Origin of the sequence: Arthrobacter sp. K5, from assembly GCF_040448525.1 — a bacterium.
Lineage (GTDB): Bacteria > Actinomycetota > Actinomycetes > Actinomycetales > Micrococcaceae > Arthrobacter > Arthrobacter globiformis.
On record NZ_CP159279.1, the window covers coordinates 3,251,843 to 3,272,841 of the forward strand.

The following is a 20,999-nucleotide window of genomic DNA, read 5'->3' on the forward strand; positions in this document are numbered from 1 at the left end:
ATGCAAACACTGAGCAACAGTTCCCTGCCCGGGATGGCTGCACCGGTGGCCGTACCGTCCTACGACCGGACGAAGCTCACCGCCGGCATCGTCCACTTCGGCGTCGGCGGATTCCATCGCGCCCATCAGGCCATGTACCTGGACCGGCTGATGAATGCCGGACTAGCTCACGACTGGGCCATCTGCGGGGTCGGGGTCCTGCCCGGGGACGCCCGCATGAAGCAGGTCATGGACAGCCAGGACTGCCTTTACACCCTGGTGGTGAAAAATCCTGACGGAAGCCGGGAGGCACGGGTCATCGGATCGATCATCGAGTACCTCTTCGCCCCTGACGACCCCGAGCCGGTCATCGAAAAAATGGCTTCGGAACAGATCCGCATCGTCTCGCTCACCGTCACTGAGGGCGGCTACAACTTCCACCATGTCACGGGTGACTTCAACGCGGAAAACCCCGACGTGATCCACGACCTCCAGCCAGGAGCCGCGCCGAAGACGACATTCGGCCTCGTCACGGAAGCACTCGCGAGGCGGCGGGAACGCGGGCTGGCTCCCTTCACCGTGATGTCCTGCGACAACATCCAGGGCAACGGGGACGTCGCGCGCAAGATGTTCACAGCGTTTGCGAGCCTCAAAGACCCGGGGTTGGGCGGCTGGATCGCGGACAGCGTCCCCTTTCCCAACAGCATGGTGGACCGGATCACCCCGGTCACCACCGATGACGACCGGGCCGCCATTGCCGGGGAATTCGGCGTCGGGGACGCGTGGCCGGTGGTGTGCGAGCCGTTCGAGCAGTGGGTTCTCGAAGACCACTTCAGCCTCGGCCGCCCTCCGTTCGACGACGCCGGTGTCCAGCTGGTGGACGACGTCGAACCGTACGAACTGATGAAGCTGCGGCTGCTGAATGCCAGCCATCAGGGCATGTGCTATTTCGGCTACCTTGCCGGCTACCGTTACGCCCACGAAGCCGCCCAGGACCCGCTGATCGCGCAGTTCCTGCTTGACTACATGGACAGGGAAGCCACGCCCACGCTCCAGCCCGTGCCCGGCATCGATCTCGGATCTTACAAGCGAACCCTGATTGAGCGGTTCTCCAACCAGCACGTCAGGGACACTCTCGCCCGGCTGTGCGCCGAAAGCTCCGACCGGATCCCCAAATGGCTGCTGCCGGTCATCCGCCTCAACCTGGACAACGGCGGAGAGATCCACCGCTCCGCGGCAATCGTCGCCAGCTGGGCCCGCTACGCCGAAGGCACGGACGAGCAAGGAAACCCCATCGACGTCGTCGACCGGCTCAAAGAACCCCTGATGGCCGCCGCCGCACGGCAGCTCAGGGAACCGCTGGCGTTCATCGCCAACCGGGAGGTCTTCGGCGACCTTGCCGACAACGGGCGCTTCGTGGACGCGTACGCGCGGGTTCTCGATGAGCTCCATTCCGACGGGGCCGCGGCAGCCCTGCAATCCCTCGCGGCCCGCTCCTAGAAGACCGAATGTCCAGACCGAAAATGCCAGGCACCGCCGGCCCGGCCCGTTCAGGGCCATCGCGTCCCACCATGCGCCATGTCGCCGCACTGGCCGGTGTGGGAACCAAGACGGTGTCCCGCGTTGTGAACGGGGAACCGAACGTCTCCGCGGCGACCATTGAACGCGTCCGCCAGGCGATAGAGCGGTTGCACTACCAGCCCAATCTGGATGCCGCGAACCTCAAGAGGGCAAACGGCAGGACACTGACGCTCGGGTTTCTGGTGGAAAACCTGGCCGATCCGTTCTCGGCTGCGGTTCTCCGGGCAATAGAGGAAGAGGCATGGGACCGGAAGACTGCCGTCATTTCGGCCAGTCATGGTTGCGACCCCGAAAGGGAGCTGCAAATCATCAACAACTTCCTGGGTCGCCGTGTCGACGGGATCATCCTGGGACCAGCCAGCGGACGGCATTCCTTCCGTGCCCTGGAAGCGGCCCAGGGCACGTCGCTCGTCTTCCTGGGCGCGCTGCCCGCGGGAGTGCCTGCAGATGCGGTGGCCACGGACAACGCTGCCGGCGCGGGGCAGGCAGCGGACCATCTCCTCAGACTCGGCCACCGCCGGATCGCGTACTGCGGCGCCGTCCCCGCAAGCGCAGGTGATGTCGCCGCCGGGGAACGGTACCGCGGATTCATGGCGAAACTCGGCCAAGCGGGCATCACAGCCCGCGACATACCCGTTCTCCAGAACTTACGGGACACTGAAGGTGCTCGACACGAGATTGCCCGGCTCATCCGGAGCGGTCCCCGGCCCACAGCGATTTTCACCGCCGGTTCGGCAGGAACCGCCGGGGCGATCAAAGCGTTACGCGAGAACGGCATGAACAACTCAATCGCCGTCGTCGGTTTTGACGACTTTCCCTATGCTGACCTGGTCGACCCTGGAATTACAGTGATCGCCCAGGATGCGGAACGAATCGGGCGGATCGCGGCAGAAAGGTTGTTCGCACGGATGAACGGTTTCTCCGGGGAACCCGCAACCCACCTCATTCCGGCAACACTCAAAGAGCGTGGCAGCGGGGAAATCCGTCCGCGGTCTGCCAGCAGGCGACCGTCCGTTTCGGCAGGCATAAGCTAATACCAGAAGGTCGCTTCCAGCACCGGAGAGTTCATCGTGGACACTGAAACCGCCAATGTGATCGGTCATGACGTCACCACCATCACCTGCGTGTGCGGCAACACCGTCAGCCAGGCCGGATTGATACAGGCCAATTCACAAGGCGTCCCCGTTTACGCCGGAGGAAACACCTCCGTTCCCGCGGAGCTGGCGGAATGGCCTGCGGATGAGGACCTCTACACCCTCTGTCCCTCTTGCGGCCGCGTGTACCGTGACTCGATAGTCGAAGAGACCGGGACCGCACCCGTTGCTTTCCGGGTGGACGTCACCTCCGGCCCAATCGCCGAGGCTATCCGGGCCCACTGGGACCTCAGCACGTAGTCCGGGCGGGACTGCTCGCCCTGCCGCCTTTTGAGAGTTGGGTTCCGTACGGGTTCCTTCACCGCTGAAAGAACCGCTGACGCAAATAGTCGATATTCCGGCGGCCGTCGACATACGGTGGGCTAAGCGGACAAATGTGAATACTCTCAAGGCGCCGGGGTACGGGAAGACTGAAGAACACCCCGGGAGGTGCCACGCAGGAACCACCGATAAAGGAGCAATCTGTGCGGGAAGCAAGCTTCAACAAGAGCGTTTCAGTAGCCGACGATTTGGCCGCCGAGCCTGACGGGCTCGATGCGGCCCCGGCTCATACGGCGGCCGCGGAAGCGGCCGAAGCGCCGGAAGCAACGGAAGCCTCAGCAGCCGAAGTGCCCCCGGCTGACTCAGCGACCGAAGCACCGGAAGCGCCCGAAGCAACCGAAGCGGCTGACATCACCTATGACGAGCAGTTCTATCCGGCACGTCCCAAGGCGCTGAGGCCGATCGCACGCCGTCGACAGTTCTTTGCCGACCGGCCCTCCCTCGAGTTCGACGGGCGCAACGCCGCTTATGTCGAGTGGCTGCGGAACCAGGCGATGCTTGGGGACGCGAACGTGATGGCGCGGCAGCTCTCCGGTCAGGCCAGCATGTGGCAGAACTCCTATGCCCATCCGAACCCCCGGGCCGCCGTGGAACGCGCGCCCGTCTGGTTCACCGCCTACCCGCTGTCCTTCATCACCCGCCCGGGCCAGTCCTTCCTCTCCGCCCTGGGTGATCCTGAACTGTGGGACGCCTTCCGGGAGATCGGGATCCGGGGCCTGCACACCGGTCCCGTCAAGCTCGCCGGCGGCATTCGGGGGTGGTCCCAGACGCCGAGCGTGGACGGGCACTTCGACCGCATTAGCATGGCGATCGACCCGGTGTTTGGCACCGAGGACGAATTCCGCAAGATGTGCGAGGTCGCCGCCGACCATGACGGCACCGTGATCGATGACATCGTTCCCGGCCACACGGGCAAGGGTGCTGACTTCCGTCTGGCCGAGATGAACTTCCGGGACTACCCCGGCATCTATCACATGATCGACATCCCGGAAGAGGACTGGCACCTGCTGCCGGATGTTCCTGACGGCGAAGATTCGGTAAACATCAGCCCCGACGCCGAGCAGGCACTGCAGAAGGCCGGGTACATCATCGGCCGGCTGCAGCGGGTGATCTTTTACGAGCCGGGCGTGAAGGAGACCAACTGGAGCGCCACGCGGCCCATCGTGGACACGGCCGGGAAAACCCGGCGCTGGGTCTATCTGCACTACTTCAAGGCCGGACAGCCGTCCATCAACTGGCTGGACCCCACCTTTGCCGGGATGCGCCTGGTGGTCGGGGACGCCCTGCACTCACTGCTCGACCTCGGAACCGGCGCCCTGCGGCTGGACGCGAACGGGTTCCTGGGTGTTGAGAAAAGCGCCGAGGAGCAGCCGGGCTGGTCCGAGGGGCATCCGCTGTCCGAGGCCGCAAACCAGCTGATCGGATCCATGATCCGCAAGGTGGGCGGGTTCTCGTTCCAGGAACTCAACCTCACCATCGACGACATCAAGGCCACCTCGGAGGCCGGTCCGGATCTTTCCTACGACTTCGTGACCAGGCCGGCATACCATTACGCCCTGGTGACGGCCGACACCGAATTCCTGCGCCTGACACTGCGGCTCGCCATGGAAATCGGCGTCGACCAGGCATCACTGGTCCACGCCCTTCAGAACCACGACGAACTGACCTACGAGCTGGTCCATTTCGCCGCCGGCCACAAGGATGACGTGTTCGAACTCAACGGCCAGGAACTTACCGGTGCCGAAGTCGCCGAGCACGTCCAGCAGACCCTGCGGGAACGGCTGACGGGGCCGGACACTCCGTACAACGCCCTGTTCACCACCAACGGCATCGCCTGCACCACGGCCAGCTTCATCATGGCCGCCCTGGGCATCCAGGACCCGGAGAACCTCTCCGACGAACAGCAGGCCCAGGTCCTGGATGTCCACATCCTGCTGTCCATGTACAACGCCCTGCAGCCGGGTGTCTTTGCCCTGTCCGGCTGGGACCTCACCGGCGTCGCCGCCCTGGACCGCCACAAGGTGCGGGAACTCACCGCGCAGGGAGATACCCGCTGGATCAACCGCGGCGCCCACGACATCATGGGCACCAGCCCCGAGGCGGAGGCCTCCTCCGCCGGCATGCCCCGTGCCCGCAGCCTCTACGGCCCGTTGCCAGACCAGCTCAAGGACCCGTCATCCTACGCCCGGCGCCTGCAGAAGATCCTTGCCGTGCGGGAACAGAGCGGGATCGCCACCAGCACCCTGCTGGACGTGCCGGACGTTTCGCACCGCGGGCTGCTGGTCATGGTCAACAGGCTGGGCAGCGGGGACCTGCAGGCCACTGTGCTCAACTTCTCCGGCCAGGACATCGCGGGCAGCATCCAGTCCACGCACCTGGTTCCCGGCAGCAGCGTCCATGACCTCTTCAGCGGCGAGGCCGTTGGGCAGGTCGACGACCTGCACAGCTTCTTCCTGGAACTGGGTGCCTACCAGGGCACGGCGCTGCTCCTGAAGGAGGGCGCTAAGGAGGACGACGGCGACGCCGAGTGAGCGGGCCCGGCACCTACGGTGCCGGCACCGCCACCGGCACCGGGCCCACCGAGCCGCGCCGCACCAGCGCGGCCTGGAACTCCGGTGCCGGCGCCACCGGCGGGCGGCCCTCGATCTGCCTGATCAGGGCGCTCGCCGCCGCCGCGCCCATTTCGTAGACGGGCTGCGCCACCACCGTCAGGGGTGGCGTGGTCAGGCGGGTCCAGGCGAAGTCGTCGTACATCAGGAACGACACGTCGTCGGGAATTCGGAGTCCCATCTCCTGGATGGCTTCCACCACGCTGAGGGCAATCAGGCCGTCGGAAGCCACGACGGCGGTGGCCGGGTCAGCGCCCAGCAGCACCTCCCGCGTGAGGCTCCGGATAGAGCCGGCATCGCCGGCGTTGAGCCGCACAAGGTCCTCAGGGAACTCGCACCCCGCGTCTGCAAATGCCCGGCGCATCCCCTCAATGCGGTCCGAGATCTGCGACGAATCCAGCCGCATCTCCACGGAATACCCGGCGTCGGTCCGCAGTGTCGAGATGAAGGCGACCCTGCGGTGCCCGGCGTCCAGGAGGTACCGGGTCGATTCGTAAGAGATGGCGGCCATGTCGACGGCGACGGTCTCCACCGCGAGGCGGTCGGCCGAGCGGTCCAGCAGCACCAGCGGCCGGCCCGATTCGTGGACCCGCCGCAAATGTTCCGTCTCCACCGATGAGGCCGGCGCGACGATCAGGCCGTCCACCCGCTTGTCGAGCAGTACGCGGACGGCGTCCATTTCGGCAGCGGTGTTCTCGTCCGTGTTGATCAGGATGACGTTGAACCCGCTCTTCTTGGCCGTGTCCGTGATCCCCCTGGTGGCCAGCCCGAAATGCGGGTTTTCGATGTCGCCCACCACAACGCCGATGGTGTGCGATTTCCCCGTGTTCATGCTGCGCGCCAGCTCGTTGGGCCGGTACTCCAGCTCTTCCGCCGCGGCGAGAACCCGCTCGCGGACGTCGTCGCTGACGGCCCCGTAGTTGCCCAAGGCGCGTGCCGCCTGGGCCTTGGACACCTGGGCAGCTTTTGCGACGTCGGCAACTGTAACGTCCCGGCGCCTTGCTCCGTCACTGCTCATGTTCACCTTTCCGAGGGGGCTGTTGACGCGGCCTGTGAGTTCCGCTACATTTCTAGCAATCGATGTGAGTCCGGTCTCAATCGTAGGGACTGAGACCGGACTCAGCAAGAGCTTCATCGACCAAATCCTTCGGCGGCCCTGACAGCACCGCTTTCCCTCCCACGATTGGACAACGCTGTGATCAAACTGAACTTCCGCCCGGCAGCAGTGGCTGCGGCAGCCCTGGCGGCCATCCTCGCCCTGTCCGGCTGCGGCGGGTCATCCTCCGCCACCTCCAGCCCGGCCGAGAACCCGTACGGACTGATCGAGCCGGGCACCATCCGGGTGGCCAGCCTGGGCGACTCAAAGCCGTACACCTTCACGGACGCGCAGGGTAACTTCACCGGCTTCGACGTCGAACTGTTCAAGGACGTGGCCCACCGCGCCGGCGTAGACAAAGTAGTCTTCACCGGTCAGGACTTCTCCGGGCTGCTCGCCGCCGTGGCCAACGGCCAGTTCGACGTCGGTGTGGCCGCCATCGGCATCACCGACAAGCGCAAGGAAACCGTCGACTTCTCCAACGGCTACCTTGCCGGCTACCTGACGGTCATCACCACCAAGGCCTCGGGCATCAAGGACGTGGACGGCCTCAACGGAAAGCGGCTGGGCGTGGTCCAGGGAACGCTCCAGGAGGCCTACGCGGTCAAGAACTTCACCTCCGCCAGCCTGGTGCGCTTCCCGGACAACAACACCGCGATCGCCGCCGTCAACAGCGGCTCCGTGGACGCCCACTTCCTTGACTACGAAGCTGCCAAGGCGTACCAGGAGCAGTACGGCCTGATCAGTGCGGCTGACATCCCCTCCTTTGACGCCCCTGCGGGCTTCGCCATCGCCAAGGACAAGCCCGCCTTCAAGGAAGCCCTGAACAAGGGTCTGGCCGAGGCGATGGAAGACGGCACGTGGAAGAAGCTCTACCAGAAGTGGTTCCCGGGCTCCCCGATGCCTGAGCAGTACCTGCCCAAGGCCGAGCAGACCGCCACCCCGGCCCCGACCGCAAGCAAGTAAGCGGCAGCCGGACGGCCCAGTGCCGTTCCCGCCGGGCGGCCCGCACGCCGGCCGCCCGGCACAGGGACACCCGTCCGGCACTCGAATAAAAAACAACTAACGTCTGAGAGCAATCAATGGACTGGCTCAACATCATCGGCCGCACCTTCTTCGACTTCGAAGCAATGCTTGAGGTGCTGCCCCAACTTCTCGGGGTTGGCCTTCTCAACACACTGATCATCTCCGTCGCCGCCACCATCCTTGGCGTGGTGCTGGGCATGGTGGTGGCGGTCATGGGCATCTCGCGGTCCCGGTGGCTGCGCATCCCGGCCCGGATCTACACAGACCTCTTCCGCGGCCTGCCGGCCATCCTCACGATCCTCCTGATCGGCCAGGGCTTCGCGCGCTTCAGCCAGTCAGTCTTCGGGCCCTCACCGTACCCGCTGGGAATTATCGCGCTGAGCCTCATCGCCAGCGCCTACATCGGCGAAATCTTCCGCGCCGGCATCCTCAGTGTGGACAAGGGCCAGGGCGAAGCGTGCCGCGCCCTGGGCATGAGCTACGCGAAATCCATGGCCCTGGTGGTGGTCCCGCAGGGCGTCCGCCGCGTCCTGCCGGCCCTGGTGAACCAGTTCATTGCCATCGTCAAGGACTCCTCGCTGGTCTACTTCCTGGGCCTGCTGGTCAGCGAACGCGAACTCTTCCGGGTGGGTCAGGATGCCGCCGTGCTGTCCGGAAACCTCTCGCCCCTGGTGATGGCCGGCATCTTCTACCTGGTGATCACGGTGCCTCTGACGCACCTGGTCAATTACTTCGACAACAGGTTCCGCACTGGACGCCGCCGGCCCACTCCGCCCACGAGCGGCCTGAAGGAAGTCACGGAACTCGACGCGGCCTCGCCACTCACCACCGGGAGCAACACATGAACCTCACTAGCGCCAGCGCCAGCAAAACGACCCCAAACAAGATACCCGCCCACAAAGCCCAGGACATCGAGACGTTCCACGGCTCCAGCCTGGAACTGCGGAATCTGACCATGGCCTACGGGGACATCGAGGTCCTTCGGAACGTCAGCCTCACGGTAGCCCCGGGCACCACCACCTGCATCATCGGGCCCTCGGGCTCGGGCAAGTCCACGCTGCTGCGGGGCGTCAACCGGCTGCACGAACCCAAGAGCGGCGACGTGCTGCTGGCCGGTGAAAGCGCCCTGCAGGTCAAGCCGGACACCCTGCGCCGCCGGATCGGCATGGTGTTCCAGCACTTCAACCTCTTCCCTGACCACACCGCACTCGAGAACGTGGCACTTGCCCTCTGGAGCGTCAAGGGCATGCCCAAGGCCGAGGCCATGGACCGTGCGCGCCGCCGGCTGGCGGAAGTGGGCCTGGCCGAGCGGGCCGACCACCGCCCCCGAGACCTCTCCGGGGGCCAGCAGCAGCGCGTGGCGATCGCCCGAGCGCTGGCCATGGAACCGGAGGTGATGCTGTTCGACGAAGCCACCAGCGCCCTGGACCCGGAACTGGTCAAAGGCGTCCTGAACCTGATGGCAGGACTCGGCCGGCGCGGCATGACCATGCTGGTGGTCACGCACGAGATGGGCTTCGCCCGCAAGGTCGCGGACCAGGTGGTCTTCATGGACGAGGGCGAAGTGGTGGAGGTTGGCACACCGGCCGAACTCTTCGACAACCCGCGCAGCGAACGGCTGCAGCGCTTCCTCTCGGAGGTGCTGTGATGGGCAACCCAACAGAGGCGCCCATCCGGACCGCCGTCGTCGGCTTTGGGATCTCCGGCAAGGTCTTCCACGCGCCGCTGGTCGCAGCGGATCCGCACTATTCGCTGAACGTGATCGTGACGGCGGACCCGGCGCGGGCCGCGGAAGCGGCCAGGCTCTACCCGCAGGCACGCATCGTTTCCACGCCGGAAGCGATGTTCGCAGAGGCCGCGAACCTGGACCTCGTCATCCTGGGCACGCCGCCGCACACGCACTTCGACCTGGCGGCCGCAGCCATTGCGCACGGCCTGCACGTGGTGGTGGACAAGCCCTTCGTGCCGACGTCAGCCCAGGGGGAGGAGCTGATCGCCTTGGCGTCCGACGCCGGTGTGCAGCTCACGGTGTTCCAGAACCGCCGGTGGGACGCCGACTTCCTGACGTTGCAGAAGCTGCTTCGGGAGTCCGCCCTGGGCGAGGTGCGCACGTTCGAATCCCGGTTCGAATGGTGGCGGCCGGAGGGCTTCGGGAACTGGCGCGACACCGTTTCCCTTGCCCAGGGCGGCGGGATCCTCCACGACCTCGGCGCGCACCTGATCGACCAGGCTGTCCGGCTGTTCGGGCCGGTCGAGAAGAGCTACGGGGAGACGGCCAACCGGGGATCGGATCCGGAGGCCGCAGACACTGAGGCGTTCGTCTCCCTGCTTCACAGGTCCGGGGTCCGCAGCAGGCTATGGATGAACGGCATAGCAGCCCAGGTGGGTCCGCGCTTCCACGTCCTGGGCTCCGATTCGGGCTACACCAAGTGGGGCCTGGACGGCCAGGAACCCGCGCTCGCGGCCGGCATGACACCGTCGGATCCCGCCTATGGCGTTGATCCCCAGGAGTCCTGGGGGCTTCTTGGGGTGGATGGAGCCGCCATTCCCGTTCGCGCAGAGCGCGGCGCCTATCCCCAGTTCTATGTGCAGCTGGCCACGGCCCTGCGTGGGCAAGGCCCGCTGCCCGTCGATCCGGCCGGGCCGCTCGAAGTCCTCAAGGTCATCGAAAGCATCCACGCGCTGGCCTGACGCCCGGTCCCCACTCGTGCGGCAACCCGCCGCCCTATCTTCCCGGACGCAGCGAATCCAAAGCCGCGTCCCCATCAACCGTGTCCAAAATCCGCAGAAAGGGAGAACTCATGTCCTCCACCGCCACCAAGCACGTCGCCATCATCGGCGGCGGCATCCTGGGCGTCTCCACCGCTGTCCACCTGCTCCGCGAAGGAGCATCCGTGACGCTGCTGACCGAACGGGGCCTGGCCAGCGAAGCCACCGGACGTTCGCTCTCCTGGCTCAACTCCGCAGGCGAAAGGTCCACTCCCTACCACCAGCTCCGGCTCGCCGGTGTGGACCGGTACCGCACGCTCTTCGCCGCCGACCCCGGCCGGGAGTGGCTGCAGTTCGGCGGCGGGCTGATGTGGAACGCCGAAGGGCAGCGGGAGACCACCGAGGCGCGCCACGCCTTCGAGAAGTCCGTCGGCTACGACTCGAAGCTGCTGGCCCCGGAGCACATTGCCGCGTTCACGCCCGGCATCGATGCGGGGGCCGTTCCGGAAAACGCCATCTTCAACCCCGGTGAGGGCTGGGTCAGCCTGCCGGACCTGGTGGACTTCCTGATGGAGGAATTCCACGAGCGCGGCGGCAGGCTGGTGCTGAACGCCGGCAAGTCCGCCGTGGTGGTCGACGGCGGCCGGGCGGTGGGCGTCGAGACGGCGGCGGGGGAGACGTACGACGCCGACGCGGTGCTGGTGGCGTGCGGGGCGGCGACACCCGCCGTCGTCGCTCCGTTGGGCGTGGACATCCCCAACGGTTCCCCGGTGTCCATGCTGGTGCTGACCAAGCCGGTGGAGCACAGCGTCAGGGCCGTGATGAACACACCGCGGGCCGCCGTGCGCCCCAATCCGGGCAGCACGTTCGCCCTGGACCACGACTGGTACGAGGAACACATCACGGAGCATGCGGACGGTTCGTTCAGCATCCCCGAGGATGTGGTGCAGGAACTCGCCGACGAAGCCAGCAAGCTCATTGCCGGCAACCCTGAGCTCAAGCCCGGCAGCTGGAAGATCGGCTACAAGCCGATCCCCGGCGACGGCGAGCCGGTGCTGGGCGAGCTGGGCCAGGTGCCCGGCTGCTTCGTGGCCTTCACCCACTCCGGTGCCACGCTCGGGCTGGTGGTCGGCGAACTCCTCGCCGGCGAGATCCTGACGGGAGACAGCCACCCCATGCTGGCCACGTTCCGTCCCGGCCGGTTCTCCTAACCTGAAGAGACGGAAGCCCCGCACCGCCGCTGAACACGGGCGGTGCGGGGCTTCTTTCATGAGATGGCTATCGGATCGGCCCGGCATGTGACGTACGATACGAGTCACATGCGGTTGCCGTGTACCCCTCGGGTTGACAGCAACGCTGAATACTTCAGTCACGCCTCCGGCGGCCCCGAATTGATCCAGGGGGCAAAGGAGTTGCTGGGCGCATCTGATGCTGGGGGGCGGATGGAAACAGGCGTGATTCGAAGAGCGTTTCGGTCTGGCGGGCGGACGGGGCCGCGGCCCTGGCTCCGGTGGCTCATGTGGGTGCTCCTTGGCCTGTACCTGGCGGGGCTGATGGTGCACGGCGAGGGGTTCAATCCGCTCGTGGACCTTTGGCTGGGGATGCCGGCATCGTGGGCGCCCGCTGCCGTGGCCTGGCTGGCGGCCTATCGCGCCAAGAACCGCCGGGCACTCGCCCTCGTGGCGATGGCCTTGAGTGCGTTTGCGGCGGGGAGCACCATCTACGTCTCCTCGCTGGCAGGGGCCAGTTCGCTGCCCTTCCCGTCGCCCGCGGATATTGGCTACCTGCTGTTCTATCCGCTGGTTCTCAGCGGGTTGTTCGTCTATCTGCTCGCGCTGCGGCAGCGGCTGGCACGTTCGGTGCTGCTGGACGCCGTCGTCGGCTCTTTCGGTGCGGCCTCTGTCCTGGTGGTCCTGCTCAGCCCGCTGCTGTCGGCTGCCGGCGGGTTTCCCTCGTTCGCCACGTCCGTTGCGGTCGCCTACCCCCTGCTGGATCTCGTGGTCCTGGCCGTGACCGCCGGAATGGCAGCCGTGCCGGGTCTCGCCACCGGCCGCAGCGGGGTGATCCTGATGCTGGGGCTTATGGTGTTCGCCGCGGCCGATGTTGCGTACGCCTTCCGGCTGGCGAACGACACATACTATCTGGGCACACCCCTGGATGCCGGCTGGACAGCGGGCATGTGCCTCATCGCCGCCTGGGCGGATGACTTTACCAGGCAGGGGGCCGCCGCCGAGGGTGCCAGCGAAGGGGCGTGGACGCCGGCGGTTCCGATGGTTGCCACCGCCGCCGGCCTGGGCGTCCTGATCGTGGGCACCGGAACCCCGGTGCCGGAACTCGCCGTCGGGCTGGCCGCAGCCACCCTGATCTCAGCCGGCATCCGCACCCAGATGGCCTTCCGCCAGCTGGTCACGCTCGCCGAGGTGCGCCGGCAGTCGAGGACCGATGAACTGACGGGGCTGCCGAACCGGCGGGCGCTCTACGCCGACGCTCCCGGGGTGCTCGAGGCGCAGCAGGATGCACCGTGCGCCTTCCTGCTCCTGGATGCGGACAGGTTCAAGGAAATCAACGACAGCCTGGGCCATGACGTGGGGGACCGGCTGCTGATCCAGATCAGCGAACGGCTCCGCCGGTGCCTGGGGCCCGGTGACCTGATAGCCCGGCTGGGCGGGGACGAGTTCGCCATTATCCTTCTTGATGCCGGCGAGCACGAGGCACTCCGGCTCGCGGACCGGCTGCGGGCCGCCTTGAGTGAGCCCCTGACCCTGAGGGGGATCGCCCTCCAGGTCGGTGTCAGCGTCGGCATCGCCCTGTTCCCGGAGCAGGGGACGGACCTGAAGACGCTGCTCCGCAAGGCGGACACGGCCATGTACCGTGCCAAAAACTCGCGCAGCGGCCGGCACGTGTACGCCAGTGAGGACCACAGCCCCGGGGAGGAGCGGCTGAGGATGCTCCAGGAACTTCGCGCAGCCCTGGCCGAGGATGAGCTCCTGCTGCATTACCAGCCCAAGGTGGACGTGATCACGGGTGAGGCGAAGGGCGTGGAGGCCCTGGTCCGCTGGAACCACCCCCGGCACGGGCTGCTGGCCCCCGGCTCGTTTCTTCTCCTTGCCGAGGAGGGCGGGCTCATGAACGCCCTGAACGACCGGGTGCTTACCCTGGCGCTGGACCAGGCGGTCATCTGGCATTCGCAGGGCAGGTCGATGACCGTGGCTGCCAATCTCTCTGCCAGCTCACTCATCGATGCAGAGCTGCCGGACCGGATTGCAGCCATGATCCAGGAGCGGGGCCTGGCGGAGTCTGCGCTGATGGTCGAGATCACCGAGGATTTCATGATGCCGGACCGTGTCCGTGCCAGGGACATCCTGTCCGGGCTGCAGGCCCGGGGTATCCGGGTAGCGATCGATGATTTCGGCACGGGCTACAGTTCGCTGGCCTACCTTCGGGACCTGCCCATCAACGAGCTGAAGCTTGACCGCTCCTTCATCGTTTCTATGATCGGGGACCCGCGGGGCGCGGCCTTGGTGTCCTCGACCATCAACCTTGCGCACAGCCTTGGCCTGACGGTTGTGGCCGAAGGGGTAGAGGACGGAGATGCCCTGGACCAGCTGGGCCGTTACGGCTGCGACCAGGCACAGGGATTCCACATCCTTCGGCCTGTACCGGCCGCCGAGCTGAACGACTGGTTCACCGCGTCCCGCCTGGACAGCGGGCTGCCCTCGGCGTGACGCGCTTAGCCGCCGGCTGGTGTGGGAGTGGCTGTCGGGACGGTGGTCGGGGCTGGAGCCGCGGCGGTTGGGGCGGACGACGGCGGTGGGTCCAGCGTGACGGTCACGGTTCCGTCCGCGGCGATGGCGATCCGACCGTGCTGGTACTCCTGGAGGGAGCCCGCGGCGTCCCCGGTCGGGAAGCCCAATGGACCGGTTCCGCCGCCGGCGGCGATCCATGCCGCACGCAGTGCCGGCGTGGAGATGTGCGCGCCCGTGGCGCTGTGCCAGATGATGTAGCCTGTCCGGAAGCCCTGGTAGCGTCCGCCGACCCCGGTGGACAATTCATTGGTGATGGCATGCCCAAGCGTGCGGGCGGCCTTGAACTTCGCGCCGATGGCCCCGGCAACAATCCGCGCCCCCGACTGGGCAGTCCACGTGATGGTCCCGCCCTGGAAGTCCTGCGCCGCGCCGCCACTGAAAGCGTACTCATTGCCTGTGGGGTAGCCGAGGGTGCCGTGTTCCGAACCGGCCCCGGCCCAGGCTGTGCGGATGGCGCCCCGAGTGATGCGGGCGCCTGTGGCGGGGGACCAGTGGATGATCCCGCCCTGGAACGTCTGGTAGCTGCCGCCGTCTTTCAGGCCGCCGGTCTCATCGGACGTGGGGTAGCCGAGCACGCCGCGTTCGTAGCCTGATGCGGCCCAAGCGGCGAGGATTCCGCCACGGGTGATGTGCGCCCCCGTCGCCCGCGACCAGTGGATCCGGCCGCCCAGGAAGCTCTGGTAGGCACCGCCGTTCGTAAGGCCGCGTCCCTCATCCGACGCGGGGTAGCCAAGCCTGCCGTTCTGCGCGCCGGCGGCAGCCCATTTGCTGCGGATCGCGCCGCCGATCGTACGCGCACCGCCCGCCGCCGACCAATAGATCGACCCGCCCCGGAACGCCTGGTACGCCCCGCCGCTCCGCAGCCCTGTCACCTCGCGGGAGGCGGGGTTGCCCAGCCAGCTGGCGGGTCCCCCGGTGCGGGCGTACTTGGCGGTGATGGCACCGAACGGGTTGCTCGAGTATGGCGTGAACACGTCATCCACCGCCCCCATAATGATGCGGTCTCCTGGCCGGCTGGTCCGGAGCAGACGGGTGACCGTGGTCAGGCTCGTGGAGATGCAGCCGGCGCTGGGGGCGCGGCCGGCATGGAAGAAAATGGCGTACGAGGCGCCAAGGACGGTCTTTGAGTCCGGCGGCCGGTTGTAGTTGATGACGGCGGCCTGCTCGTAATAGCCCTGGTTCATGAAGGTCCAAAGGTTCTCATCGGCTTCGCCGCCGGCGCCTTCAAAGTACTGGTTGTAGTTCCGGTTCCATTCACCGCCCCAGCGGGACCGGCCGTTGATCTTGTAGTACTTCAGGGCCGTGCCGGGATTGCTGCGCCCCAGGGCCTCCGTGAAACTGAACGAGCCAGTGGGGGACCGGTAAGTGTCCTCCCATTCCCGGTTCTGCGCCGCAAACCCGTACTGCCCGCCGTAGCCCCAGTCCTGCCACTCCTGGATATAGCGGTTTCCCGAACGGACGCAGCCGGTGATGGTGAGCAGGCCGGTGTTGCGGGTGGTGGCCGTGGCGAACGTGACCCTGTTCGCCCCGAAGCCGGAAAACTTGGTCTGTCCGGCGCTGAGCCGCGCGCAGGGGTTGTAAACCTGCGCCGACGCGCTGGCGGGCGGGGCCGTGGCCACCGCTGCGGCCGGAAGGGCCAGCGCGAGAAGGGCAGCGATCAGGACTTTCAGAACAGACACGGCGGAGACCTTTGCCTATGGCGACGCCCGCATCCCCCCGCGGCCGCCATCCGGACACGAGCATATAGTGCGCCGCCGCCTGTGTGGTGTCAGACCAGGATGTTCTTGTGGAAGAACACCAGGTAGTCGCCGGTGGCGTCCTCAAACCCGAAGTCCTTCCAGTAGGCCCGCAACGCCGATTTGGCCTCCTCATGCTCTGCTGAGTCCGCCGGCGGGACCCCCGCGCCGTCCGCCGGCACGGCATGGACCACCACCAGGTTCACAGACCGGCCCACGGTTTCCACGATGGCGTTGAGCACCGAGTAGCCCGTCCTGCCGCCACGGTACTCGGGGAAGATCTCGAACGAGGAGACGATCATCAGGTCTCCGCCGTCCTGCAGGTACTCCCTGATGAGGTCCGGGCGGTCCGTGGTGAGCATTTCAACGGCTTTGGCCATTTCCGGGTCAGCCGTGCCGGTAGTGAGGAAGAGGTTGATCATGCCGGCTTTGGGAACAACCTGGACGACGGCGCTGCCAAGTTGCCGTTCCTCGTCGCCGCCGGGGGCGGGAAATGGGCAACTCACCGCAACTTCCCAGCGCAGCGGATAGTCCGCAGGGTCATGCTCAAGCCCCGGCGTGCCGCGGTACCGGAGCCTGTACTCAAAGATCAGCGACTCCGGATCGATTACGGTCATGGCGCCGTCCTTGGGCTCGCAGCTTGCGTGTTTGGGAATCTTAGTCGCCTTGGGCGGCGGGAGGAATGGGATCAGCCCCGCAGGCCGCCCAGCCCGCTGATCAGTGCTTCCAGGCCAAGGCTGAAGGCGACATCGGCGGGCCGCTCGTGGCCCTGCTCGGCCAGGCTGCGGACCGCGCCCGTGAAGCTGGGCGTCGCCTCCGCCATGGTTCCGGGATCGAAGATGTCCGCCGGCGCCGTGACGTCGTAGGCCGAGCCGAAGATGAAGGACTCCAGCGCGACGATGGAAGAGACGATCCGCTCCTCCGGAAACCCGGCGTCGCGAAAGCCGGAGCTGACCGTTTCATACATGGCCAGGGTCTGTGGCGCATCGGTCACGGGCAGCACGGCAATGACCGGTATCAGCGGGGTGTGGCGGGAGAAGACGTCACGGTAGCTCCAGGCCCATTTCCGCACGGCGTCCTCCCACGGGCCGGCACCGAAGGCCGAAACATCCACAAGTGATGCCAAGTGGTCCTCCACCAGCAGGAGCACGTCCCGCTTGGATTTCACGTGGTTGTAAAGGGCCGACGGCGCCACGTTCAGTGAGCGGGCCAGTGCGGCCATGGTCAGGCCGTCGTAGCCCTTCTTCTCGATGAGCCCCAGCGCGCCTTCTGTGATGCCGCCCTTGTCCAGCACGCCTCCCACGGGGCGCCCGGCGCGGCGCCGGGTGCCCTGCCCAGCTGTCGCTGAACCGGCGGTTGCTACGGCTGGTGATGCCGGCATGGCTGACCTTTCTGCGGGTGAACGTCCTTTCGCATTATTCCATCAGCCTCTTCCGCTCCTCTGCCAAAGGCCCTATAGTTCTTATAAATGAATGGCATTCATTTAGTGGTTCGCATCACTCACGCGGCCACAGAGAAAGGACATCATGCTGAATCTTGACCGCGACGTAGTGATCGTAGGCGCCGGCCCCTCCGGCCTTACCGCTGCCCGCCAACTGAAAAAGGCGGGCCTGACCGTCGCCGTGCTGGAAGCCCGTGACCGCGTGGGCGGCCGGACGTGGACCGACACCGTTGACGGTGCCATGCTCGAGATCGGCGGCCAGTGGGTATCGCCGGACCAGACCGCGCTGCTGGCCCTGCTGGACGAACTCGGGCTGGAAACGTACTCCCGCTACCGCGAAGGGGAGTCCGTCTACATCGGGGCCGACGGCGCCCCGGTCCGCTACACCGGCGACATGTTCCCGGTCAGCGCCACCACGGCCGCCGAAATGGACAAGCTCATCGCGCTGCTGGACGAACTGGCGGCCGAGGTCGGACCCACCGAGCCCTGGGCGCATCCCAAGGCAAGGGAACTGGACACCATCTCCTTCCACCACTGGCTGCGCCAGAACTCCCCGGACGAGGAGGCCTGCAACAACATCGGTCTCTTCATCGCCGGCGGCATGCTTACCAAGCCGGCGCACGCCTTCTCCGCCCTGCAGGCCGTCCTGATGGCCGCCTCCGCCGGTTCCTTCACCCACCTGACGGATGAGGACTTCATCCTGGACAAGCGGGTTATCGGTGGGATGCAGCAGGTTTCCCTGCTGCAGGCAGCGGAACTGGGTGCCGACGTCGTCCTTAACAGCCCGGTGCGGACCATCCATTGGGAGGCTGACGGTGATGTTGGCCACCGGGTTACCGCCGTCTCGGACCGGGCCACGGTGAACGCGCGCTTCGTGATCATGGCCGTGCCGCCCAACCTGTACTCCCGCGTCTCCTTCAACCCGCCCCTGCCGCGCCGCCAGCACCAGATGCACCAGCACCAGTCGCTGGGCCTGGTCATCAAGGTGCACGCCGTCTACAGCACGCCGTTCTGGCGCGAGGACGGGCTCTCCGGTACCGGATTCGGTGCGGGCTCGCTGGTCCAGGAGGTCTACGACAACACCAACCACGGCGACACCCGTGGAACACTCGTGGGCTTCATCTCGGATGAAAAGGCCGACGCCGTCTTCGAGCTGAGTGCCGACGACCGCCGCCGGGCCATCCTGGAATCGATCGCCGGCTTCCTGGGCGACAGGGCCCTCGAGCCAGAGGTGTACTACGAATCCGACTGGGGTTCCGAGGAGTGGACGCGCGGGGCTTACGCCGCCAGCTACGACCTTGGCGGGCTGCACCGGTACGGCAAGGACCAGCACGCTGCCGTCGGTCCCATCTACTGGTGCTCCTCCGACCTCGCCGCCGAAGGGTACCAGCACGTCGACGGGGCCGTCCGCATGGGCCAGGCCACCGCAGCCCGCATTGCGGAGGCTTCCGCAGCGACTGGCCACCCTGAACTGGCGGACGCAGCGGCTGCCGTCGGCTGACCCGGCCGGCTGGAAAGTAAGCACGCTTACCAATAAGGTGGTTGTCAGGGCATTGACCCGGTTCAGCTGAACGCATCGAAGAGAACGCAAACGAGCAGAACGAGGTGGCAGCATGGCAGGCACGGAAAGCATCAGCAAGGTCACGGACATCATCAACGACTCCCACATCGGAATGTTCACCACCATCAACGAGGAAGGCGCCCTGGTCAGCCGCCCATTGGCGGTCCAGGACGTTAAGGACGACGGCGACATGTGGTTCTTCACCGGGGAGGGAACCTCCCAGGTGGCCCACATCGCGGCGGACCCCCGGGTCAACGTGTCCTTCGGCAAGCGCACCGAGTGGGTGTCCGTGGCCGGGACCGCCGAGGTGGTGCGGGACCGTGCCAAGATCCACGAGCTCTGGAACCAGGCGGTTGAGGCCTGGTTCCCGGACGGGCCGGACACCCCCGGGGTGGTCCTGCTGCGCGTGGACTCCGACTCCGCCGAGTACTGGACCAGCCCGGGCGGCACCGCGGCGACTGTCCTGCAATGGGTCAAGTCGAAGGTCACGCACAGCCGCATGAGCGTGGGCGAGAGCGGGACCGTCGAACTGTAACGGCACACAGCAGAGCGGGGTCACTTCGACCCCGCGCTGCTGTGTGTTTACTGCTGTGTCTAGGCTTCCTTGACCTTCAGGGGTTCGATCTTGCCCATGATGAACAGGTAGTTGGCGGCACCGACCAGCGACACTGCGCCGATTACCGCGAGCGGCGCGACGAACGATCCCGTCTGGTCCACCAGCACGCCAATCAGGATCGGGGTAAAGATGCCGGCCAGGTTTGAGGCGAAGTTCTGCAGGCCGCCGATGGAACCCACGTGGCGGGAGCTGGGGGCGACGTCGGCCGGCAGCGACCAGATGCCGGTGGCGGCAACCGTCAGGCTGGAGTAGGCCACGGACAGGAGGGCGAGGGCCATCCAGGCTTCGGGCACCAGCGCGGCGAACATGATGACCGAGCCGCCGGCCAGGCCGCCGGCGATGGCGGTCTTGCGGACCTTGGTCACGGATGCCCCCGCCCGGACGGCGCGGTCGGCCAGGTAGCCGCCGAGCCAGCCGAACAGCACGGCACAGATGCCCGGGATGGCGCCAAAGAAGCCAAGCTTCAGGAGGTCGAAGCCGCGTTCCTTCACGAGGTAGCTGGGGAAGAACGTGATGAAGAAGTAGATGGCGCTGTTCAGGCAGAAGAAGCCGAACATCATGCTGAGCACTGTGCGGTACTTGAAGAGTGAGCGCCACGGGAGCTTGGCGGCGCCGGCATCATCGCTGGCTTCGCCGCGGGCGCCGCCTTCGCGGATGTAGTCCACCTCGGCGGTGTTGGCGCCCTGGTGCTCTTCGGGGCTGCGGTAGTACTTCCACCAGACGGCCGCCCAGATGATGCCGGCCACGCCGATGATGATGAACACCGCGTGCCAGGAGGTAAGGGCAACGATCAGGGTGACGATGGGCAGTGCGATGACGGCGCCGACCCGCGAACCGGAGTCCCAGATGCTGGTGGCGAAGGCGCGCTCACGGACCGGGAACCAGGTGGCCACCACCTTGGCGGCCGTGCTGGGTGCCGGGCTCTCGCCGACGCCCAGCAGGAACCTGGCCGCGAACAGCGACCAAAAGCTGGACGCGGCGGCCGTGACCATGGTGAAGGCGGACCACCAGACCGCCGCCAGGGAGAACGACCGGCGGGGGCCCACCTTGTCCACGTACCAGCCGGCGGCGAGCTGGCAGAAGTCGTAGGCCCAGAAGAAGGCGGCGAAGATGAGCCCCTGCTGGGTGGCGGTGAGCTCAAAGTCCTTGCCCATGAACGGCAGGGCCACGCTGAGGCTCGAGCGGTCGAGGTAGTTGATGCTGAGACCGATAAAGGCGAGCCAGATGATGACCCAGCGCTTTCGGGTCATCAGGCGGGGTGGCGTGGCGGATGGTGTGGCGGCGGTCTTGCTTCCGAGCGCAGTCATGCGGTCTCCTTCGACGTGAACATGGCTTCGGGTGCTGTGGGCACCGGCGGTAGGGGA

At 66.6% G+C, this 20,999-nt stretch carries 17 protein-coding genes; 12 read left to right on the forward strand and 5 right to left on the reverse strand.

Translation table 11 applies throughout. The annotated features are described in order from the left end of the window. The 4 genes from ABRP34_RS14795 (at nucleotide 1) to treS (ending at nucleotide 5,566) form a co-directional block, all read left to right on the forward strand. On the forward strand, nucleotides 1-1,479 hold the full coding sequence (locus ABRP34_RS14795; protein ID WP_353713374.1) for a mannitol dehydrogenase family protein: 1,479 nt from the start codon (nucleotides 1-3) through the stop codon (nucleotides 1,477-1,479). An 8-nt stretch (nucleotides 1,480-1,487) separates the two neighbouring features. Next, nucleotides 1,488-2,594: a LacI family DNA-binding transcriptional regulator gene (locus tag ABRP34_RS14800; protein WP_353710768.1), complete on the forward strand. Its 1,107-nt coding sequence runs from the start codon at nucleotides 1,488-1,490 to the stop codon at nucleotides 2,592-2,594. 36 nt (nucleotides 2,595-2,630) lie between these two features. Next, complete coding sequence (locus ABRP34_RS14805) at nucleotides 2,631-2,954, forward strand: hypothetical protein (protein ID WP_353710769.1); 324 nt, start codon at nucleotides 2,631-2,633, stop codon at nucleotides 2,952-2,954. Between the two features lie 368 nt (nucleotides 2,955-3,322). Next, entirely contained in the window at nucleotides 3,323-5,566 is a 2,244-nt protein-coding gene (treS, locus tag ABRP34_RS14810; protein ID WP_353713375.1) for a maltose alpha-D-glucosyltransferase, read from the forward strand. Nucleotides 5,567-5,579: 13 nt separating this feature from the next. Here the strand turns inward: treS and ABRP34_RS14815 are convergent, their stop codons facing one another. Beyond that, on the reverse strand, nucleotides 5,580-6,662 hold the full coding sequence (locus ABRP34_RS14815; RefSeq protein WP_353710770.1) for a LacI family DNA-binding transcriptional regulator: 1,083 nt from the start codon (nucleotides 6,660-6,662) through the stop codon (nucleotides 5,580-5,582). A gap of 177 nt (nucleotides 6,663-6,839) precedes the next feature. Here ABRP34_RS14815 and ABRP34_RS14820 point away from each other — a divergent pair, with 177 nt between their 5' ends. The 6 genes from ABRP34_RS14820 to ABRP34_RS14845 all read left to right on the forward strand — a co-directional run bounded on the left by ABRP34_RS14820 (nucleotide 6,840) and on the right by ABRP34_RS14845 (nucleotide 14,200). Next, nucleotides 6,840-7,706, forward strand: a complete 867-nt coding sequence (locus ABRP34_RS14820) for an ABC transporter substrate-binding protein (RefSeq protein ID WP_353710771.1) — start codon at nucleotides 6,840-6,842, stop codon at nucleotides 7,704-7,706. Between the two features lie 116 nt (nucleotides 7,707-7,822). Then, the gene (locus ABRP34_RS14825; protein ID WP_003800495.1) at nucleotides 7,823-8,611 is read left to right on the forward strand and encodes an amino acid ABC transporter permease; all 789 of its coding nucleotides are present in this window, start codon (nucleotides 7,823-7,825) and stop codon (nucleotides 8,609-8,611) included. Then, nucleotides 8,608-9,414 carry an amino acid ABC transporter ATP-binding protein gene (locus ABRP34_RS14830; protein ID WP_353710772.1) on the forward strand — a complete coding sequence of 269 codons (807 nt, stop codon included), beginning with the start codon at nucleotides 8,608-8,610 and terminating at the stop codon, nucleotides 9,412-9,414. The genes ABRP34_RS14825 and ABRP34_RS14830 overlap by 4 nt, the downstream gene beginning before the upstream one ends. Then, on the forward strand, nucleotides 9,414-10,457 hold the full coding sequence (locus tag ABRP34_RS14835; RefSeq protein WP_353710773.1) for a Gfo/Idh/MocA family oxidoreductase: 1,044 nt from the start codon (nucleotides 9,414-9,416) through the stop codon (nucleotides 10,455-10,457). The genes ABRP34_RS14830 and ABRP34_RS14835 overlap by 1 nt, the downstream gene beginning before the upstream one ends. 110 nt (nucleotides 10,458-10,567) lie before the next feature. Continuing rightward, entirely contained in the window at nucleotides 10,568-11,686 is a 1,119-nt protein-coding gene (locus tag ABRP34_RS14840; protein WP_353710774.1) for an FAD-binding oxidoreductase, read from the forward strand. A 306-nt stretch (nucleotides 11,687-11,992) separates the two neighbouring features. Beyond that, nucleotides 11,993-14,200 carry an EAL domain-containing protein gene (locus tag ABRP34_RS14845; RefSeq protein WP_003800499.1) on the forward strand — a complete coding sequence of 736 codons (2,208 nt, stop codon included), beginning with the start codon at nucleotides 11,993-11,995 and terminating at the stop codon, nucleotides 14,198-14,200. A gap of 5 nt (nucleotides 14,201-14,205) precedes the next feature. On the opposite strand, the gene ABRP34_RS14850 is transcribed toward ABRP34_RS14845, so the two are convergent. The 3 genes from ABRP34_RS14850 to ABRP34_RS14860 form a co-directional block, all read right to left on the reverse strand. Then, nucleotides 14,206-15,960, reverse strand: a complete 1,755-nt coding sequence (locus ABRP34_RS14850; protein WP_353710775.1) for a hypothetical protein — start codon at nucleotides 15,958-15,960, stop codon at nucleotides 14,206-14,208. Nucleotides 15,961-16,049: 89 nt separating this feature from the next. Continuing rightward, nucleotides 16,050-16,634, reverse strand: coding sequence for a hypothetical protein (locus ABRP34_RS14855; protein WP_353710776.1), 585 nt, complete (start codon nucleotides 16,632-16,634; stop codon nucleotides 16,050-16,052). A gap of 71 nt (nucleotides 16,635-16,705) precedes the next feature. Next, entirely contained in the window at nucleotides 16,706-17,398 is a 693-nt protein-coding gene (locus ABRP34_RS14860; protein WP_043418223.1) for a TetR/AcrR family transcriptional regulator C-terminal domain-containing protein, read from the reverse strand. 145 nt (nucleotides 17,399-17,543) lie between these two features. Between ABRP34_RS14860 and ABRP34_RS14865 the strand changes: the two genes are divergently transcribed. Both ABRP34_RS14865 and ABRP34_RS14870 read left to right on the forward strand, forming a co-directional pair. Next, on the forward strand, nucleotides 17,544-18,959 hold the full coding sequence (locus ABRP34_RS14865; RefSeq protein WP_353710777.1) for an NAD(P)/FAD-dependent oxidoreductase: 1,416 nt from the start codon (nucleotides 17,544-17,546) through the stop codon (nucleotides 18,957-18,959). Between the two features lie 112 nt (nucleotides 18,960-19,071). Further along, nucleotides 19,072-19,554 (forward strand): pyridoxamine 5'-phosphate oxidase family protein, encoded by a 483-nt coding sequence (locus ABRP34_RS14870; protein WP_003800504.1) that lies wholly within the window; start codon nucleotides 19,072-19,074, stop codon nucleotides 19,552-19,554. A gap of 59 nt (nucleotides 19,555-19,613) precedes the next feature. On the opposite strand, the gene ABRP34_RS14875 is transcribed toward ABRP34_RS14870, so the two are convergent. Further along, nucleotides 19,614-20,942: an MFS transporter gene (locus ABRP34_RS14875; RefSeq protein ID WP_353710778.1), complete on the reverse strand. Its 1,329-nt coding sequence runs from the start codon at nucleotides 20,940-20,942 to the stop codon at nucleotides 19,614-19,616. Nucleotides 20,943-20,999: the final 57 nt, after the last annotated feature.

Excerpts from the sequence above, each read along its gene's own strand:
- ABRP34_RS14795 (WP_353713374.1), top strand. The coding sequence starts at position 1 with ATGCAAACACTGAGCAACAGTTCCCTGCCCGGGATGGCTGCACCGGTG.
- ABRP34_RS14800 (WP_353710768.1), top strand. The coding sequence starts at position 1,488 with ATGTCCAGACCGAAAATGCCAGGCACCGCCGGCCCGGCCCGTTCAGGG.
- ABRP34_RS14815 (WP_353710770.1), bottom strand. The coding sequence starts at position 6,662 with ATGAGCAGTGACGGAGCAAGGCGCCGGGACGTTACAGTTGCCGACGTC.
- ABRP34_RS14825 (WP_003800495.1), top strand. The coding sequence starts at position 7,823 with ATGGACTGGCTCAACATCATCGGCCGCACCTTCTTCGACTTCGAAGCA.
- ABRP34_RS14830 (WP_353710772.1), top strand. The coding sequence starts at position 8,608 with ATGAACCTCACTAGCGCCAGCGCCAGCAAAACGACCCCAAACAAGATA.
- ABRP34_RS14835 (WP_353710773.1), top strand. The coding sequence starts at position 9,414 with ATGGGCAACCCAACAGAGGCGCCCATCCGGACCGCCGTCGTCGGCTTT.
- ABRP34_RS14840 (WP_353710774.1), top strand. The coding sequence starts at position 10,568 with ATGTCCTCCACCGCCACCAAGCACGTCGCCATCATCGGCGGCGGCATC.
- ABRP34_RS14845 (WP_003800499.1), top strand. The coding sequence starts at position 11,993 with ATGTGGGTGCTCCTTGGCCTGTACCTGGCGGGGCTGATGGTGCACGGC.
- ABRP34_RS14855 (WP_353710776.1), bottom strand. The coding sequence starts at position 16,634 with ATGACCGTAATCGATCCGGAGTCGCTGATCTTTGAGTACAGGCTCCGG.
- ABRP34_RS14860 (WP_043418223.1), bottom strand. The coding sequence starts at position 17,398 with ATGCCGGCATCACCAGCCGTAGCAACCGCCGGTTCAGCGACAGCTGGG.
- ABRP34_RS14865 (WP_353710777.1), top strand. The coding sequence starts at position 17,544 with ATGCTGAATCTTGACCGCGACGTAGTGATCGTAGGCGCCGGCCCCTCC.
- ABRP34_RS14870 (WP_003800504.1), top strand. The coding sequence starts at position 19,072 with ATGGCAGGCACGGAAAGCATCAGCAAGGTCACGGACATCATCAACGAC.
- ABRP34_RS14875 (WP_353710778.1), bottom strand. The coding sequence starts at position 20,942 with ATGACTGCGCTCGGAAGCAAGACCGCCGCCACACCATCCGCCACGCCA.